Consider the following 15,154-nt stretch of genomic DNA (forward strand, 5'->3'; position numbering starts at 1 on the left):
GCTCAGTGACTCCGCCCCGGATGTGACAACAACGGCAACGTGAGCGTCGCCACCGCACCGCCGCGCGACGCGTTGCCCAGCTCGATGCGCCCGCGGTGCAAGGCCGCGATTTCCTTCACGAACGCCAGCCCGAGCCCGGTGCTTTTCTTCTTGCTGTCCGGCCTGGCCAGCGAATAGAACTTCTGGAAAACCTTTTCCTGCGCGTACTCCGGAATGCCCGGTCCGTGGTCGCGCACGCTCACGCGCGCCAGCCTCGAAGTGGTTTCCAGCGTGAGCAGCACCTCGCTGTCGCGCGGTGAAAAATCGATCGCGTTGTCCAGCAGGTTGCTGATCGCGCGGCGCAGCAAGAAGGGGTCGCCTTCCGTGCTGGCTTCGCTGCGGATGTTCACCAGCAGCCTGATGTTGCGCTTGGCCGCCGCGGGCTGGGCGCTGATGGCGATGTCGTCGATCAGCGAAGCCAGCGCCACGGGCTCGGTGCGGTCGAGCGCGCGCCGCGTCTCGAGCGCGGTGAGTTCCATCATGCGGTCGACGATTTCCTGGATGCGCTGCGTCTCCCGCTCGATGTTCTTCAGAAAGCGTTCGCGCTCGGGGTGCGGCATCGACGGTTCCTGCAGCAGCTCGGCCGCGCCGCGGATGGCGGAGAGCGGGCTCTTCACTTCGTGGGTGAAGGTCTGCACGTAGTCGGCCACGTAGTTGCGTCCCGTCAGTGCATCGCGCATTTCGCTGAAGCCGCTGCGCACGCCGTCGATGGCGCGGCGCACCATGCGCGACAGGCTCAGGGTGCGCTGCGCGCGCACCCAGGTCCAGTAGTCGCGGATCAGCCCGAAGGGCCGCACCAGCCACACCGACACGATCACCGCCAGCAGCAGCAGCGCCAGCCCCGAGCCCACGCCGACCCACAGCGTGCGCGCCCGCGCGTCTTCCACGAACTGGCCGAAGCTCTGCACCGGCTTGCCGACGCTGACCATGCCGACGATCTCGTTGTTCCAGCGTATCGGCGCGCCGACGTACATGACCGAGGTGCGCGGATCGCCGTCGACGTCGCGCGAAGTGCGCGCGCCATAAAGGCCGGCGAGCGTGCGGCTCACGTCCATCCACTGCGAATAGTCGGCGCCCAGGTGCCTGCCGAGCGAATCGAACATCACGCGGCCGTTGCGGTCGGTCACGTACACGCGCAGTTCGACCTGGCTCTTGTGCAGGTTGTAGATCTGCGCCGAGAACTCGCGCGCATAGGCGGTGCGAAACAGCGGCTCGAGCCGCGCGGTGTTGATGGCGCCGGCGATCACGTCCTGCTCGACCAGGCTGGCCAGCAGCTGCGAGGTCTCGACCAGCGATTCTTCCGCCGACTCGCGGTAGCGCGGGTCGATGTCCGAGACCACGCGGTACAGCAGGAAAGCGATGCCCGCCGTGTAGATCAGCAGGATGCCGATGAATATGCGCGTGCGCCTGGTCACGGCGCCTTGGCTGGCAATTCTTCGTTCAGTGCATAGCCGGTGCCGCGCAGGGTGCGGATCGGCTCGACATCCGGCGCAACCGCCTTGAGCTTGGCGCGCAGGGTCTTGATGTGCGCGTCGACCGTGCGGTCGAAGCTGTCGCTGGCGTCGTCCCAGACCAGTTCGAGCAGTTCGTCGCGGGTGAACACGCGCCCTGGACGCTGCACCAGCAGTTTCAGCAGGCCGTATTCGTAGCGCGAGAGTTCGAGCAGGCGCCCGTAATAGCGGATCTGCATCCGCTCGCTGTCCAGCGAAAACGGCATTGCAGGGGGTTGGGGGGTCGCTGGAGACGCGTGAGTGCCGATTTGATGGGGTACCCCATGGTTCGGTGCTGAAGCCATTCCCGGGCTTCCTGACGCGTTTCTGGCACTGCGCCGCAGGATGGTCCGTACGCGGGCGACCAGCTCGCGTGGAGAAAACGGCTTGGCAATGTAGTCGTCTGCGCCCAGTTCCAGGCCCACCACGCGGTCTATTTCGTCGCTGCGGGCGGTCAAAAAGACCATCGGCACCTCCGGCCCGCCCATCGACTGATTCAGCGCCTGGAGGCGTTTGAAGAGTTCGAAGCCGTTGAGATCGGGCAATCCGATGTCCAGGATGGCCAGCGCGGGCGGTTCCTGGGCGAACTGCGCGATCGCCTCCTCGGCCGTGGCGCACCAGATGGGCGTGAAACCGTCGCTTTTCAGGACGTACTGCAGCGTGTCGGCGATGCCCGATTCGTCTTCGGCGATCAGGATCCGGGGTTTGAAGCTCATCCCGCGGATGTTACCGACGGGGGACCGCGCCGGGAGGACCGGTTTTCGACCAAGGCGCCGGGGCCGGCGCGGCCTTTCGCGGCTTTTTTTTCGGGCGAGGCTTGTCCCTTTCCCATCTTCTTATTCTTCTTATTCAAATTAGTAGTAGTAGATAAGGGTCGGCCTCCTCTGTGGACATGCCGCTTTTTTCGTTATGTGACAACGACTTGTCATGCACGCGTCACTGTGCGTAGCCGCGCTTTCGCGATGTACCCGGCAAATGAACAACTTTGGGTAACCCGACCGCGCTGTGGATAACCGATGGCTTGTGCCACAACTGTCCCCAGAGTTGTCCTTTGACACCCCCTTGGAAATCTGCGAAAGACGTTTTTCGGGCAGGGAAATACATTGCGCAAAAATGAGGCAGTCTGTAGATTTCCCTTGTAAATCAACAGCTTGCAACGGCCCTACATAAAAGCTCCAACGTTATCCACAGAGTTGCTCAAGTTTTGTGGGGAGAACGTGCCCGAATGAGGCCGCGCCGTCGCAGGCAAGAAAACCCAGCCCTTCTTCACCTCCGAATTGCGAAATATCGAAAATGACACCTTCTGAAACACAGGCCATCGTGACCCTCAGCCTGCTGGCGGCCTTCGTCGACGGCGAAAAGCACGAACGCGAGCGCGCCGAGATCAAGCGGATCGCGGAAGGTCTGTCCCAGGCCGACGGCCTGAACCTGCCCACGCTCTACCAGGACGTGCTGATGAAGCGCGTGTCGCTGGCGTCGGTGGCGGGAGAACTGAAGAGCACCGAGTCGCGGCAGCTCGCCTATGAAATGGCGGTGTGCGTGTGCGACGCCGACGGCACGCAGTCGGATTCGGAGCGCATGTTCCTGGCGGACGTGCGCACCTCGCTGGGGCTGGATGCCTCGGCGGCCGTTTTTTCTCAGCGGGCGGAGGAAATCGCGGCGGTGCCGGTGGCGGCGACGGCGGCAACCGCCGCGGCGGCCGGCACGGCGGTGGCCACCGCTGCTGCGAATTCACCCGACAGCGCCGAGCTCGACAAATCGATCCTCAACGCCGCCATCCTCAACGGCGCGCTCGAGCTGCTGCCCGAGACGCTGTCGACGATGGCGATCATTCCGCTGCAGATGAAGCTGGTCTACCGCATCGGCCAGGCTTACGGCTACCAGCTGGACAGCGGCCACATCAAGGATTTCCTGGCCACGGTCGGCGTGGGCCTGACCTCGCAGTACCTGGAACAGGCAGGGCGCAAGCTGCTCGGCGGCTTGCTGGGCAAGGTGGGCGGCGGCCTGTTGCGCGGGCTGGGCAACCAGGCCGTGAGTTCGGGAATGAGCTTCGCCTCGACCTATGCGCTGGGCCACGTGGCCAAGCGCTATTACGCCGGCGGCCGCACGCTTTCGACGCAGATGCTGAAAGATGCGTTCTCCGGCGTGGTGAAGGAAGGGCAAAGCCTGCAGACGCAGTACCTGCCGGCGATCCAGGAAAAGGCCCGCACGCTGGATGCGGGCAAGGTGCTGTCATTGGTGCGGGGCGCCTGAACGGTTTTTTCCAGGAACACCGTGGAACCGGCTTTGCCGGGCCACCGGTGTTGCCCCCGGCGAGGGGGTTGGCGCAGCGACACGAAGTGCGCGAAGCCTGGGGGCGTACCTAGTTCGCCAGGTCGTCGAGGATCGGGCAATCCGGCCTGGCGTCCCCGTGGCAGCAGTGAACCAGGTGAGCCAGCGTGTTGCGCATCGACTGCATGTCGGCAATGCGCTGTTCCAGTTCGCCGAGGTGCTTTTCGGCGATGCGCTTCACGCTCGAGCTGGCGCGCCGGCGGTTGTGCCACAGCCCCACCAGCTCCGCGATTTCCTCCATCGAGAAACCGAGGTCGCGCGAGCGCTTGATGAAACGCAGCGTATGGATGTCGGCGTCGTCGTACTGGCGGTAGCCGCTCTCGGTGCGCGCCACTTCCGGCAGCAGGCCCAGCCCTTCATAGTGCCGGACCATGCGGGCCGACACGCCGGAGCGCTGCGCCGCCTCGCCGATGGTGACGCGGCCTGTCATTGCTGGACGGTGTAGCCCGCGTTCTCGATCGCGGCCACGATGTCCTTGCGCGGCTGCTCGCTCAGCACGTCGACATGGCCGGTGGGCAGGTCCACCGTCACCTGCGCTTCGGGGTCGACCGTCTGCACGGCGTTCTGCACCGCGTTCACGCAGTGGCCGCAGCTCATGCCCGAGACCTGGAATTTCTGGCTCATCGTCTTTGCTCCTGTTGAAGAAGTGATTGGGGAGAAGGCCTTAGTTTGAACCCTCTCACGATGTCAATGTCCAGGAAAGGGGTTCTGGAAATTTCCGCTTGACCTTGCCATGGTGTGAGGCTTTAGCCTTGGCGCATGGAAAACCTTCTGCAGCAACCCCAGACCACGCTCGACCTCTCGGTCGGCGGCATGACCTGCGCCTCGTGCGTGATGCGTGTCGAGCGCGCGCTCAAGAACGTGCCCGGCGTGCAGGACGTGAGCGTGAACCTCGCGACCGAATCGGCGCGCATCGTGGCGGCGCCCGGCGACGACATCGACGTGCGCGTTCGCCGCGCGGTGCGCGCCGCCGGCTACGAGCCGCGCGCGGCGGCAAGCGCGGCCGACGAGGCCGCGGCGCTGTCGCCCTGGCATGGCTTCGGCCCCGTCGCCGTCGGCCTGCTGCTGTCGATTCCCCTGATGGCGCCGATGGTCGGCAGCCCGTTCGGGCAGGACTGGATGCTGCCGCCGTGGGTGCAGCTGTTGCTGGCGGCGCCGGTGCAGTTCTGGCTCGGCGCGCGTTTTTATCGCGCGGGCTGGCATGCGGCGAAGGCGCGCACCGGCAACATGGATCTGCTGGTGGCGCTGGGCACCAGCGCTGCCTTCGGGCTGTCGCTCTGGCTGTGGTGGCGCGCGGCCACCGGCGAGCATGCCGGCCATGGAGAAATGCCGCACCTGTATTTCGAAGCCTCGGCGGTGGTGATCACTCTGGTGTTGCTGGGCAAGTGGCTCGAGGCGCGCGCCAAGCGCCAGGCCACGTCGGCCATCCGTGCGCTGCAGCAGTTGCGTCCGGAGGTGGCCCACCTGGTCGGCGCGCGTGGAAAGGAAAGCGATGTGCCGCTGGCCGAGGTGATGGTCGGCGACCACCTGGTGGTGCGTCCCGGTGAACGCGTGCCGGCCGATGCGCGTGTGATCGAAGGGCAGTCCGAAGTCGACGAGTCGATGCTCACCGGCGAGCCGCTGCCCGTGCCGAAGGGCCCCGGCGATGCACTGACCGGCGGTGCGGTGAACGGCGACGGCCGCATGGTGATCGAGGTGAGCGCGGTCGGCGCCGAAAGCGTGCTCGCGCGCATCATCCGGCTGGTCGAAGACGCGCAGGCCGCGAAGGCGCCGATCCAGCGGCTGGTGGACAAGGTCGCGGCCGTGTTCGTGCCAGTGGTGCTGGTGATCGCGTTCGTCACGCTGGCGGGTTGGCTGATTGCAGGCGCGGGCATCGAGACGGCCTTGATCCATGCGGTGGCGGTGCTCGTCATCGCCTGCCCGTGTGCGCTGGGTCTTGCGACACCGGTGGCGGTGATGGCCGGTACCGGCGTTGCAGCGAAGCACGGCATTCTCATCAAGGATGCGCGCGCGCTCGAAATCGCGCACCGTGTTGACACGGTCGCCTTCGACAAGACCGGCACGCTGACATTGGGCCGGCCCGTGCTGACCGAACTGCTGCCGGTGGCGGGCGCCATCGCGGCGGAAGACAAGTTGCTGGCGGTCGCAGCCAGCCTGCAAGGCGGCAGCGAGCATCCGCTCGCGAAGGCGGTGCTGGCCGCTGCCGCACAGCGCAATCTGCAGGCTCCGGCATTGAGCGCGATGCAGGCCATGCCGGGCCGCGGCGTGCGCGGCAATGTCGACGGCGCGAACTGGGCCATCGCCAGCCTGCGCTGGTGCCGCGAACTCGATGCGATGCCCGACGCGACGGATGTCGAGCGCCTGCAGGCCAAGGGCGCGACGGTGTCCGCGCTGCTGCGGCTGGATGACGCGGGTTCGGCGCATGTGCAGGCGCTGCTCGCCTTTGCCGACGAGCCCAAGCCGCAGGCCGCCGAAGCCATTCGCACCTTGCGCGCGCGCGGCCTTCGCGTGGTGATGATCTCCGGCGACAACCTGCGCGCCGCGCAGGCGATGGCGGCGCGGCTGGGTATTGCCGCAGAAGATGTTCGCGCCGACGTGCTGCCGGCCGACAAGGCCGCGCAGGTCGCTGCCTTGAGAAAGAACGGGCACGTGGTGGCCATGGTCGGCGACGGCGCCAACGACGCGCCCGCGCTGGCCGCGGCCGATGTCGGCATCGCGATGGCGCCTTCGGGCGGCGGCACCGACGTGGCCATGGAAGCGGCCGGCATCACGCTGATGCGCGTCGACCTCGCGCTGGTGGCGCAGGCCTTCGAACTCTCGGGCCGCACGGTCGCGAAGATCCGGCAGAACCTGTTCTGGGCCTTTGCCTACAACGTGGCCGGCATACCGCTCGCGGCCTTCGGGCTGTTGAGTCCGGTGGTGGCCGGCGCGGCGATGGCGCTGTCGAGCGTGAGCGTGATGGCCAATGCGCTGCTGCTGCGGCGCTGGAAGCCCTGACCCGGTTTTTTCAGTCGACCAGCAGCGCCATCATGTGGTCGTCGATGGCTTCCGCGTCGCTGGCGCGCTTGTAGAACTTGCGCAGCGTGCCTTCGCGTTCGAAGCCGAGCTTCTGGTAGAAGCGCAGCGCCGGCGCGTTGTCGCTTTCGACGATGAGTTCGATGCGCTTGACGCCGTCCGACTTGAGCCGCTCGATGGCGTCGGTCACCATGGCCAACGCAATGCCCTGGCCGTGCAACGCGGGATCGACAGCGAGCGTGCCAAGGCTGGCCACGTGCCGCACCCGGCCCGGGTAGCGCGCGGCGCGGTAGAAGCCCGCGATGCGGCCATCACGCTCGTAGACGAAGAAGTCACGGCCGTCGAGCAGCTGCCGGTAGATCGGGCGGAAGTCTTCGAGCGGCATCGGGTCGTAGCCCAGGTAGGGCACGACCTTCTCGTGCATGTAGAGGGCGAAGACGGTGTCGATGTCTTCCGGGGTGGCGAGCCTGCGCATGGGGGAGTGCCTCGGGGCGATGGAAAGCGCCGAGCATAGCGAGCAGGCGCCGTGCGCCGCTCAGCTGGAAAGCAGTACCGCCGAAACCGCCAGCAGCGCCGCTTGCGCGACCCAGGCCCAGCGCAGCCGCAGCTTCGAGTCGAGCACCGCGCCGATGGACCAGAAGCCCCCGACCGCCAGCGCGAGCAGCGCCAGCCCGATCTGGAAGGCCAGGTCGTCGGCGCGCCACAGGAAGGCCAGCGTCACGCCGACCCAGCATGCGAAATGAAGTGCGGCCGAAGCGACCTGCGGGCGTGTCAGTTGGGGATCGTGGATGCGCATGGCTTCTTCCAGCGAAAAAGGTGCTTCCGGAAAGCGTGCCGCCACGTCGGCCGGCCGCCAGCCCGGCGGCTTGAACCACACGGCGATCTTGTCCTGCCAGCGACGCGTGTGCCAAGCGTCGCGCAGCAGCGGCGCATAGGGTCCGAGGATGGCGCGCAGCGGATCGAAGCTCGCGAGCGCCTTGCGCGTGCCGTACACGCAGCGTTCGGTTTCCTCGGCGAAGGTACCGAACATGCGGTCCCATATGACCAGCATGCCGCCGTAGTTGCGGTCGACGTAGCCGTCGTTCACCGCGTGATGCACGCGGTGGTTCGACGGCGACGAAAACACCCGGTCGAACCAGCCGAGCTTGCCGATGTGCTCGGTGTGGATCCAGAACTGGTAGACCAGCACGATCAGCCCCGCCAGGCCGAACTGCTCGGGCGGCACGCCGACCACCGCCATCGGCAGGTAGAAGGCCCAGCCCAGGAAGGCGACGGTGCTTTCCTGCCGCAGCGCGGTGGAGAAGTTGAACTGCTGGCTCTGGTGGTGCACCGAGTGCGCGGCCCAGAACACCGCCGACTCATGGCCCGCGCGATGCAGCCAGTAGTCGAAGAAGTCGAACAGCACCACGGCCAGGATCCAGCCGAGGGCGCTGTCCCAGAAGCTGGGCCGGGTCCAGATGGCGACGGCCGGGTAGACCATCGCGTACAGGCCGATCTGGAACAACTGGGTGCAGACCGCGAGGGCCTGGCTCAGCAGGCCCTGGCTCAGGCTGCCGAGCGTGTCGCTGAAACGGTAGGTGTTGCGCCGCTTGAGCCAGCCCCAGGCGAACTCGCACGCCATGAGCAGCGCGAACACGGGCACGACGAAGACAACCAGCCGATGCACCGCGTTCGATTTTTCAGGAAGTGTTCAGCGAATCTTCAGCGTTCGGCCGCGCGACCGGCCACGATGACCGCATTCGTGCCGCCAAAAGCGAAGGAATTGGACAGCGCGTAACGGATTCCCTTGGCCTCGCGCGCCTCTCCCTGGACGAAATCCAGGTCGAATGCGGCGTCCGGGGTCTGCAGGTTGGCGATGGGCGGCAGCGCTTCCCGGGCCAGCGCGCGCAGCGCCGCGATGAGCTCGATGGCGCCGCCGCCGCCGAGCACGTGGCCGTGGATGGCCTTGGTCGCGCTCACCGGCGTGGCGTTGCCGAACACCTCGCGGATCGAGGCCGCTTCGGCCGCGTCGCCGGCCGAGGTGGCCGTGCCGTGGGCGTTGATGTGGCCCACGTCCGAGGCTTCGATGCCGGCGTCGCGCAGCGCGGCGCGCATGGCGCGCACCTGGCCGGCGGTGTCGGGGTTGGTGATGTGCGTGCCGTCGCAGTTGGTGGCGTAGCCGGCCAGCACGAAGGGCGCGGCGCCGGCGCCGCGGGCGGCGGCGTGCGCTTCGGATTCGAGCACCAGCGCGGCCGCGCCTTCGCCGATGGCAAAGCCCGCGCGGTCGCCCGAGAACGGGCGGCAGGCGGAGGAGGGCGCGTCGGCCGGCGGCGGCGCCATCACGCGCATGGCGTGCCAGCTGGCCATCACGCCGGGCGTGAGCATGGCGTCATGGCCGCCGACGATGGCGACGTCGATCCAGCCGCCGCGAATGGCGCGCATGGCCTCGCCGATGGCCACGGCCGACGAGGCGCAGGCACAGGCGTAGGCAATGGCCGAGCCGCGGGCGCCGAAGTGCAGCGCCAGTTCGGCCACCGCGGCGTTGGGCATCACGGTGAGCACGGTCGTCGGGCGCATGCGGCGCTGTTCGCCGTAGAGCACGCTGGTGGTGTTGTCGAAGGTGCCGGCGCCGGCCAGGCCGCTGCCCCAGAAGATGCCCAGGCGGTCGCGGTCGATGGTCTCCAGGTCGAGCCTGGCTTCGGCGGCGGCGTCCTGCGCGGCGGCCAGGGCCATGGCCGTGCCGCGGTCCAGCGGCAGGCGGGAGGTGCTGCGCACGCCGTTCGATTCGAAATCGCAGGCGGCGACGGCAAGCTCCATCGTGTCCATGCCCTTGATCTCGAGCGTCTGCGCGCGAACCGCCGAGCGGCCGGCGAACAGGGCGTCGTCGAACTCCTCGACGGTGCGGCCGATGGGCGTGATGAAACCGAGGCCGCTCACGCGCACCGGAGCGGATGCGGCGCTCGCGGCGGAAGCGGCGAGCACGGCGTGGGCGGCTCCGCTGCTCATGCCGTAGCTTCGGCCGGTTGAGCGGGCTTGGCGGCGGCGCCGTTGCTGCTTTCGGCGTCGATCACTTCGCACAGGCGCTGCAGCGTGATGCCGGCTTCGCGCGGATCGAGGCGGTCTTCGGGAATGCGCAGGTGGAATGCGTCTTCGACGGCGAAGACGAATTCCATCAGCGCGAGCGAATCGAGGCCGAGGTCGGACAGCGCGGTGGCGGGCGAGATGGCCGAGCGCTCGACGCGGAAGTCGGTCTCGAGGATCGTCGCGATGCTGTTGAAGGTGGGCGAAGAGGAGTCGGAAGAAGACATGGGAATGCTTTCCTTTCAGGCGTGGGCGGTCGGGTCAGGCGTACAGGGGATGTTCGGGCATCGTGCCATGCGCCACCGCGTCTGCAAAAGACACTGTTTCACGCACCACCTGTTGACGGTCGTTGTCGATTGTGATCATGTGGTAGCTGTTCGCGACCACCACCGTGCGGAAAGCGCGGCAACGCAGGCCGCGCGCCAGGATGTCGAGGTTGGCCACGCTGGCCACCTCGTCCTGCTGGGCATGCAGCGCGAGCACGTTGTCGCATTGCACGCTGTTGAGGTTGCGGCGCACGTGGCGGATGAGCCGGTCGTGCTCGCGCAGATGGCCCACGCCGATGACCGAGCTGCCCGCGCGCGACACCTTGCGGTGGCGCAACTCGCGCTCGATCCAGGCGCGCACGCGCTCGTTCTTCACGCCGTAGGGCGGGCGTTCGCGGTATTGCCAGAGCCGGCCCAGTGGCGTGTAGAAGGCCAGCGGCAGCAGGAACTGGGTGCGCGGGATGGCCCAGCCATCGAAGCGCAGCGTGGTCGACATGAGCACCAGCGCGTCGACGTCGGTGCCGCAGCGGATGGCCGCGCCCAGCGCGAGCGAGGAGCCGGCCGAGATGCCGATGAGCATCACGCGGTCGTGCTGCGCGCGCAGCGCCTTGACCTCGGCCTGGATGGCATCGATCCAGCGTTCGAACGGCGCGGCGTGCTGCAGCGGCACGTCGGCATCGAACGAGTAACCCTCGATCGACAGCGGGTGCACCGAGTAGCCGCGGCTGCGCAGTGCCGATTGCACCGTCAGCAACTCGTCAGGCGTGCTGCACAGACCATGCAGCAGGACCACGGCGGTGCGTTGCACCTCGGGGGGCACCATGCTCAACAGATCGGAGGGTTCGCGTGCGCTCATCGTGTTGCGCCGGCCATGAAAATGGCCCGTGGTTCATATTGCTGTCGTATGCTCATGTTGCGTTTATCGCTGGAGCGACTGACCGGCTGCTGACCCGTCATTCGTGAGGGCAGATTACCCCAACCAATCAAACACCATGCGAATTCTGCTTGTCGAAGATGACGCCGTTCTGCGCGATGTCATGGTCCGCAGCCTTGCGGACGCGGGCCACCGGGTCGACGTTTCGACCAATGTCGAAGATGCCGACCACCTCTGGCGCGTGCAGCCCTTCGATGCGGTGCTGCTCGACCTCAACCTGCCCGCCACCGCCAGCCCCACCAGCGGCCTGGCCAGCGGCCTCACCGCGCTGCGCCAGGCGCGTGCCCGCGGCGACCGCACACCGGTGCTGGTGCTCACCGCGCGCGGCCGCACCGAGGAACGCATTGCAGGCCTCGACGCCGGCGCCGACGACTACCTGGGCAAGCCCTTCGACCTGGCCGAGGTCGAAGCCCGCCTGCGCGCATTGGTGCGCCGCGCCAAGGGCACCGAAGACATTGTGCTGCTGGGCCAGCTCAAGCTGGACCGCAAGGCACGCCGCTTCTCCACCACCAGCGGTCCGCTCGACCTGCCCGCGCGCGAATTCGAAGTGCTGTGGGAACTCATGAGCCCGCCGGGCCGCACCGTGAGCAAGCGAGCGCTCTCCGACAAACTCTCCAGCTTCGACGAATCGCTCGGCGACAACGCGCTCGAGGCCTTCATCTCCCGCCTGCGCAAGAAGCTGCAGGGCACCGGCGCCAGCATTCGCACACTGCGCGGCATCGGCTACCTGCTCGAAGCCGAGGCGTGATCCGCGCGTGACCGGCGAGCCCACAGACCCGCAACAGGCCGTGCAACGCGCGCCGTCGCTCACGCGGCGGGTGCTGCGCAATGTGCTGGTGCCGCTGGCGCTCACGTGGATGGTGGGTGCGGTCATCGCGCTGGTCATCGCCAACTATTTTTCGGAGCAGGCCTTCGACCGCGGCATGCTCGACGACGCCTACGCGCTTTCTGCCAACGTGCAAGCCGGTGAACGCGGCATCGAGCTGCTGCTGACGCCGCGCGAAGTGGCCACGGTGCTGTTCGACCAGGTCGACAAGGTGTACTTCGCGGTGCAGCGGCTCGACGGCACGTTGATCTCGGGCCAGTCGGGCCTGAATGCGCCGCTGCCGGTGGACGGCTCGCGCTACCGCTTCTCCGACATCACCTACGAAGGCAGCGCGTTGCGCGCCGTGGTGCTCGAGCACGACGCCGAGCCCGACATCAGCATGCCCTACCGCGTGATCATTGCGCAGACCACGCTGAGCCGGACCGCGCTGGTGCGGCAGCTGCTCGGCTATGCGTTGGCGCCGCAGATCCTGCTGCTGGTGCTGCTCGCGATCTGGCTCTGGTACGGCATTCGCAGCGACCTGCGGCCGCTGGCCGACCTGCAGCGCGCGCTCGACCGGCGCGACGTGCACGACCTGTCGCCGGTGCAGGTGGCGCAGACATCGCGTGAGCTGCAGCGCTTGGGCAATGCGGTCAATTCGCTGTTCGAGCGCCTGGGCCAGAGCGTGCAGGCGCAGCGCGAGTTCGTGGGCAACGTGGCGCACGAGCTGCGCACGCCGCTCGCGGGCATTCGCGCGCTGGCCGAATACGGCCTCGCGCAGCACGACACCAACGTATGGCGCGAGCAGCTCGAACGCGTGTCCGAACGGCAGGGGCGTGCGAGCCACCTGATCGACCAGCTGCTGGCACTGGCGTTGGCCGAAGAGGCACGCACCGAACTCAAGCGCGTGCCGGTGCGGCTCGACGTGCTGGCCGAGCAGACGGTGCTGCGCCACCTGGCACGCGCCGATGCGCGCGGTGTCGACCTGGGCGCGCGCGGCCTCGACGACGGCGTGGTGGTGTATGCCAACGAAGCGCTGGTGGAAGGCATCCTCGACAACCTGATCGACAACGCGCTGCGCTACGGCGGGCGCACTATCACGGTCGAACTGGCGGGCCGCACGCTGAGCGTGATCGATGACGGCCCCGGCATTCCGATCGAGGCGCGGCGCGACCTGATGCAGCGCTGGGCGCAGGGCCCGGCCGGCGAAAAGCTGGGGCAGGGCTCGGGGCTCGGCCTGTCGATCGTGTCGCGCTATGCGGAGTTGCTGGGCGCCGAGCTGCGCCTGGAGGCCGCCGAGCCGACCGGCCTGCGCGTGAGCGTGGCGTTCGGCGAAGTGGCCTGAAGCCTTCGCGCTTTCATTCAGCGCGAGAGCGGCGTGCCCTGGTGGAACGCCATGCGCCAGCGGCCATGCCGCCGTCGCCACAGCGAGCTGCGCAATGAGTCCGCCGCGGGCCGTTCGGGAATGGCCTCGCGGTGCACGCGGTAGGTGACCAGCGCCACGTCGGGCGCCATCCGCATCACGCGAAAGTCCGCCATCGTGCGCTGCGAAAAAGTCTCGTCGCGCAGCGCTTCGATGATCGCGGGGCGCGTCCATATTTCGCCCGAAACGCCGAGTTCGTGAAAGCCGTCGTCGAGCAGTTCTTCGAGCTGTGCAGCATCGGCGCGCACCTCGCGCAAGTGCAGTGCGCCTTCGAGTTTGAGCAACAGCGCATCGAGGTCTTCGTGCGGCGCGGCTTCGTACAGCTCGAGCGGCAAGCCGTCAGGGTCGGCGAAGAAGGTGAAGCGCCGGCCGGTGTATTCGTCGGTGCGCAGCGGTTCCACGGCAATGCCTTGCGCCGCGAGTTCATCGGCGGCGGCCTGCACGTCGTGCACTTCGAAGGACAGATGCCGCAGGCCCTGTGCCTCGGGCCGCGTGAGTCGCGCGGGCGCGGCGGGGAACGAGAAGAGCTCGATCTGCGAGCCGTCCGGCAGGGCCAGGTCGAGCTTGTACGAATCGCGCGCGGCGCGGTGGTTCTCGGCGACCACGCGCAGGCCCAGCACCTCGGTGTAGAAGCGTCTGGACACCGCGTAATCGGCGCAGATGATGGCGGCGTGATGGATGCGTTCGAGCTGCATCGCAAGGCTCACTTCAATGGCTTGCGCAGGAACACGCGGGTGCGTTGCTCGAGCACGTGGCGCTTGTATTCGACGTAGCCGATGCGCTCGTAGAGCGAGCGGTTCTCGGTCATCTTTTCGTTGGTGAAGAGGTAGATCGAATCGTGGCCTTGCCGCAATGCCTCGCGCTCCGCCAGCTCCAGCAGCGCGCGGCCGACGCCTGTGCCCTGGTGCTGCGGACGCACCGCGATCACGTCGATGAGAAAGCCTTCGTCCGTGACGTCGAGCACCAGCGCGGCGACGGTCTGCGCCTGTTGTGTCGCGACCCAGACTTGCGCATTCGCGATGGCGATTCCGTAGTCCTTCGTCATCGGCAATGGCGTGAGGCCGAGGCGCGGAATGTAGTGGCGAAAGGCTTCCACAGCGCATTCGGTGATGGAGGATGCATCGGCCGCATCGGCGCGGCGCAGGGTCCAGCTCGTGTCGTTCATGCCTCGAATTCCACCTCGCCCTCGATCTCGACCGGAATGTTGAACGGCAGCTCCGCCATGCCCACGGCGCTGCGCGCATGCATGCCGATCGCCGGGCCGAAGAGTTCGAGGATCAGGTCGGAAAAGCCGTTGATCACGGCCGGCTGCTTATCGAAGCCCGGCGCCGAGGCCACCATGCCGAACACGCGGGTCCATGCGGTGATGCGGTCGAGATCACCGAGCGCACGCTGCAGGCTCCCGAGCATCGCGAGCGCGGTGAGCCGTGCGGCCGCATACCCTTGTTCCACCGTGAGCTCACGGCCCAGCTTGCCGAGCGGCGTGGCGATGTTGCCGTCTGCATGGAGCGGGCCGTGACCCGAGACGAAGGCACGGCGACCGAGCAAGCGCACGAAGGCGAAAGGCAGCACCACGCCGGGTGGCGGCGTGATGGTGGGCGGCAGCACGAGGCCGAGGGCGGCGAGCTTGTGTTCGATGTGGGCCATGGATGAGCGCGCGGCGGGGAGCGAGGAAAGAACAGAGACAAAGGCCCGCGGCGCGAGTGCCGAGCGTACGGGCTGGCGGGCGCGCACGCAAATCGGCCCGTGCACGCCAACGGAGTGCACGGGCCGTGGAAGAAAGAACCAGGA

Annotated in this window: 16 protein-coding genes; 4 read left to right on the forward strand and 12 right to left on the reverse strand. The window is 67.5% G+C overall.

Translation table 11 applies throughout. The annotated features are described in order from the left end of the window. Positions 1 to 2 precede the first annotated feature (2 nt). On the reverse strand, positions 3 to 1,454 hold the full coding sequence (creC, locus tag L3V85_RS00775) for a two-component system sensor histidine kinase CreC (protein ID WP_237677537.1): 1,452 nt from the start codon (positions 1,452 to 1,454) through the stop codon (positions 3 to 5). Next, entirely contained in the window at positions 1,451 to 2,245 is a 795-nt protein-coding gene (creB, locus tag L3V85_RS00780; protein ID WP_237677538.1) for a two-component system response regulator CreB, read from the reverse strand. The genes creC and creB overlap by 4 nt, the downstream gene beginning before the upstream one ends. A 577-nt stretch (positions 2,246 to 2,822) precedes the next feature. On the opposite strand from creB, the gene L3V85_RS00785 reads away from it, so the two are divergent. Beyond that, positions 2,823 to 3,782: a YcjF family protein gene (locus L3V85_RS00785; protein WP_237677539.1), complete on the forward strand. Its 960-nt coding sequence runs from the start codon at positions 2,823 to 2,825 to the stop codon at positions 3,780 to 3,782. Between the two features lie 109 nt (positions 3,783 to 3,891). Here the strand turns inward: L3V85_RS00785 and cueR are convergent, their stop codons facing one another. Beyond that, a complete protein-coding gene (cueR, locus tag L3V85_RS00790) occupies positions 3,892 to 4,290 on the reverse strand; it encodes a Cu(I)-responsive transcriptional regulator (RefSeq protein ID WP_237677540.1) in 399 nt (132 codons plus the stop codon). Then, the gene (locus L3V85_RS00795; RefSeq protein ID WP_237677541.1) at positions 4,287 to 4,484 is read right to left on the reverse strand and encodes a heavy-metal-associated domain-containing protein; all 198 of its coding nucleotides are present in this window, start codon (positions 4,482 to 4,484) and stop codon (positions 4,287 to 4,289) included. Before L3V85_RS00795 ends, cueR begins: the two co-directional genes overlap by 4 nt. Positions 4,485 to 4,619: 135 nt before the next feature. On the opposite strand from L3V85_RS00795, the gene L3V85_RS00800 reads away from it, so the two are divergent. Then, positions 4,620 to 6,857 (forward strand): heavy metal translocating P-type ATPase, encoded by a 2,238-nt coding sequence (locus L3V85_RS00800; protein ID WP_237677542.1) that lies wholly within the window; start codon positions 4,620 to 4,622, stop codon positions 6,855 to 6,857. 10 nt (positions 6,858 to 6,867) lie between these two features. Here the strand turns inward: L3V85_RS00800 and L3V85_RS00805 are convergent, their stop codons facing one another. Genes L3V85_RS00805 through L3V85_RS00825 form a run of 5 tightly spaced genes read right to left on the reverse strand, consistent with a single transcriptional unit; the run spans position 6,868 to position 11,057 of the window. After that, on the reverse strand, positions 6,868 to 7,350 hold the full coding sequence (locus L3V85_RS00805) for a GNAT family N-acetyltransferase (RefSeq protein WP_237677543.1): 483 nt from the start codon (positions 7,348 to 7,350) through the stop codon (positions 6,868 to 6,870). Positions 7,351 to 7,410: 60 nt separating this feature from the next. Next, positions 7,411 to 8,541 (reverse strand): sterol desaturase family protein, encoded by a 1,131-nt coding sequence (locus L3V85_RS00810; protein WP_237677544.1) that lies wholly within the window; start codon positions 8,539 to 8,541, stop codon positions 7,411 to 7,413. 35 nt (positions 8,542 to 8,576) lie between these two features. Next, the gene (locus tag L3V85_RS00815; protein WP_237677545.1) at positions 8,577 to 9,860 is read right to left on the reverse strand and encodes a beta-ketoacyl-[acyl-carrier-protein] synthase family protein; all 1,284 of its coding nucleotides are present in this window, start codon (positions 9,858 to 9,860) and stop codon (positions 8,577 to 8,579) included. Continuing rightward, on the reverse strand, positions 9,857 to 10,162 hold the full coding sequence (locus L3V85_RS00820) for a phosphopantetheine-binding protein (protein WP_237677546.1): 306 nt from the start codon (positions 10,160 to 10,162) through the stop codon (positions 9,857 to 9,859). Before L3V85_RS00820 ends, L3V85_RS00815 begins: the two co-directional genes overlap by 4 nt. A gap of 34 nt (positions 10,163 to 10,196) precedes the next feature. Further along, positions 10,197 to 11,057: an alpha/beta hydrolase gene (locus tag L3V85_RS00825; protein ID WP_237677547.1), complete on the reverse strand. Its 861-nt coding sequence runs from the start codon at positions 11,055 to 11,057 to the stop codon at positions 10,197 to 10,199. Positions 11,058 to 11,193: 136 nt separating this feature from the next. Between L3V85_RS00825 and L3V85_RS00830 the strand changes: the two genes are divergently transcribed. Both L3V85_RS00830 and L3V85_RS00835 read left to right on the forward strand, forming a co-directional pair. Beyond that, the gene (locus tag L3V85_RS00830) at positions 11,194 to 11,883 is read left to right on the forward strand and encodes a response regulator transcription factor (RefSeq protein ID WP_237677548.1); all 690 of its coding nucleotides are present in this window, start codon (positions 11,194 to 11,196) and stop codon (positions 11,881 to 11,883) included. A gap of 7 nt (positions 11,884 to 11,890) precedes the next feature. Beyond that, positions 11,891 to 13,285, forward strand: coding sequence for a sensor histidine kinase (locus L3V85_RS00835; RefSeq protein ID WP_237677549.1), 1,395 nt, complete (start codon positions 11,891 to 11,893; stop codon positions 13,283 to 13,285). A gap of 17 nt (positions 13,286 to 13,302) precedes the next feature. Here L3V85_RS00835 and L3V85_RS00840 read toward each other — a convergent pair whose 3' ends face one another. Genes L3V85_RS00840 through L3V85_RS00850 form a run of 3 tightly spaced genes read right to left on the reverse strand, consistent with a single transcriptional unit; the run spans position 13,303 to position 15,010 of the window. Continuing rightward, entirely contained in the window at positions 13,303 to 14,058 is a 756-nt protein-coding gene (locus tag L3V85_RS00840; RefSeq protein WP_237677550.1) for a VOC family protein, read from the reverse strand. A gap of 8 nt (positions 14,059 to 14,066) precedes the next feature. Continuing rightward, a complete protein-coding gene (locus L3V85_RS00845; protein WP_237677551.1) occupies positions 14,067 to 14,528 on the reverse strand; it encodes a GNAT family N-acetyltransferase in 462 nt (153 codons plus the stop codon). After that, complete coding sequence (locus tag L3V85_RS00850; protein ID WP_237677552.1) at positions 14,525 to 15,010, reverse strand: RidA family protein; 486 nt, start codon at positions 15,008 to 15,010, stop codon at positions 14,525 to 14,527. The genes L3V85_RS00845 and L3V85_RS00850 overlap by 4 nt, the downstream gene beginning before the upstream one ends. Positions 15,011 to 15,154: the final 144 nt, after the last annotated feature.

The sequence above is a fragment of the Variovorax paradoxus genome, assembly GCF_022009635.1.
Lineage (GTDB): Bacteria > Pseudomonadota > Gammaproteobacteria > Burkholderiales > Burkholderiaceae_C > Variovorax.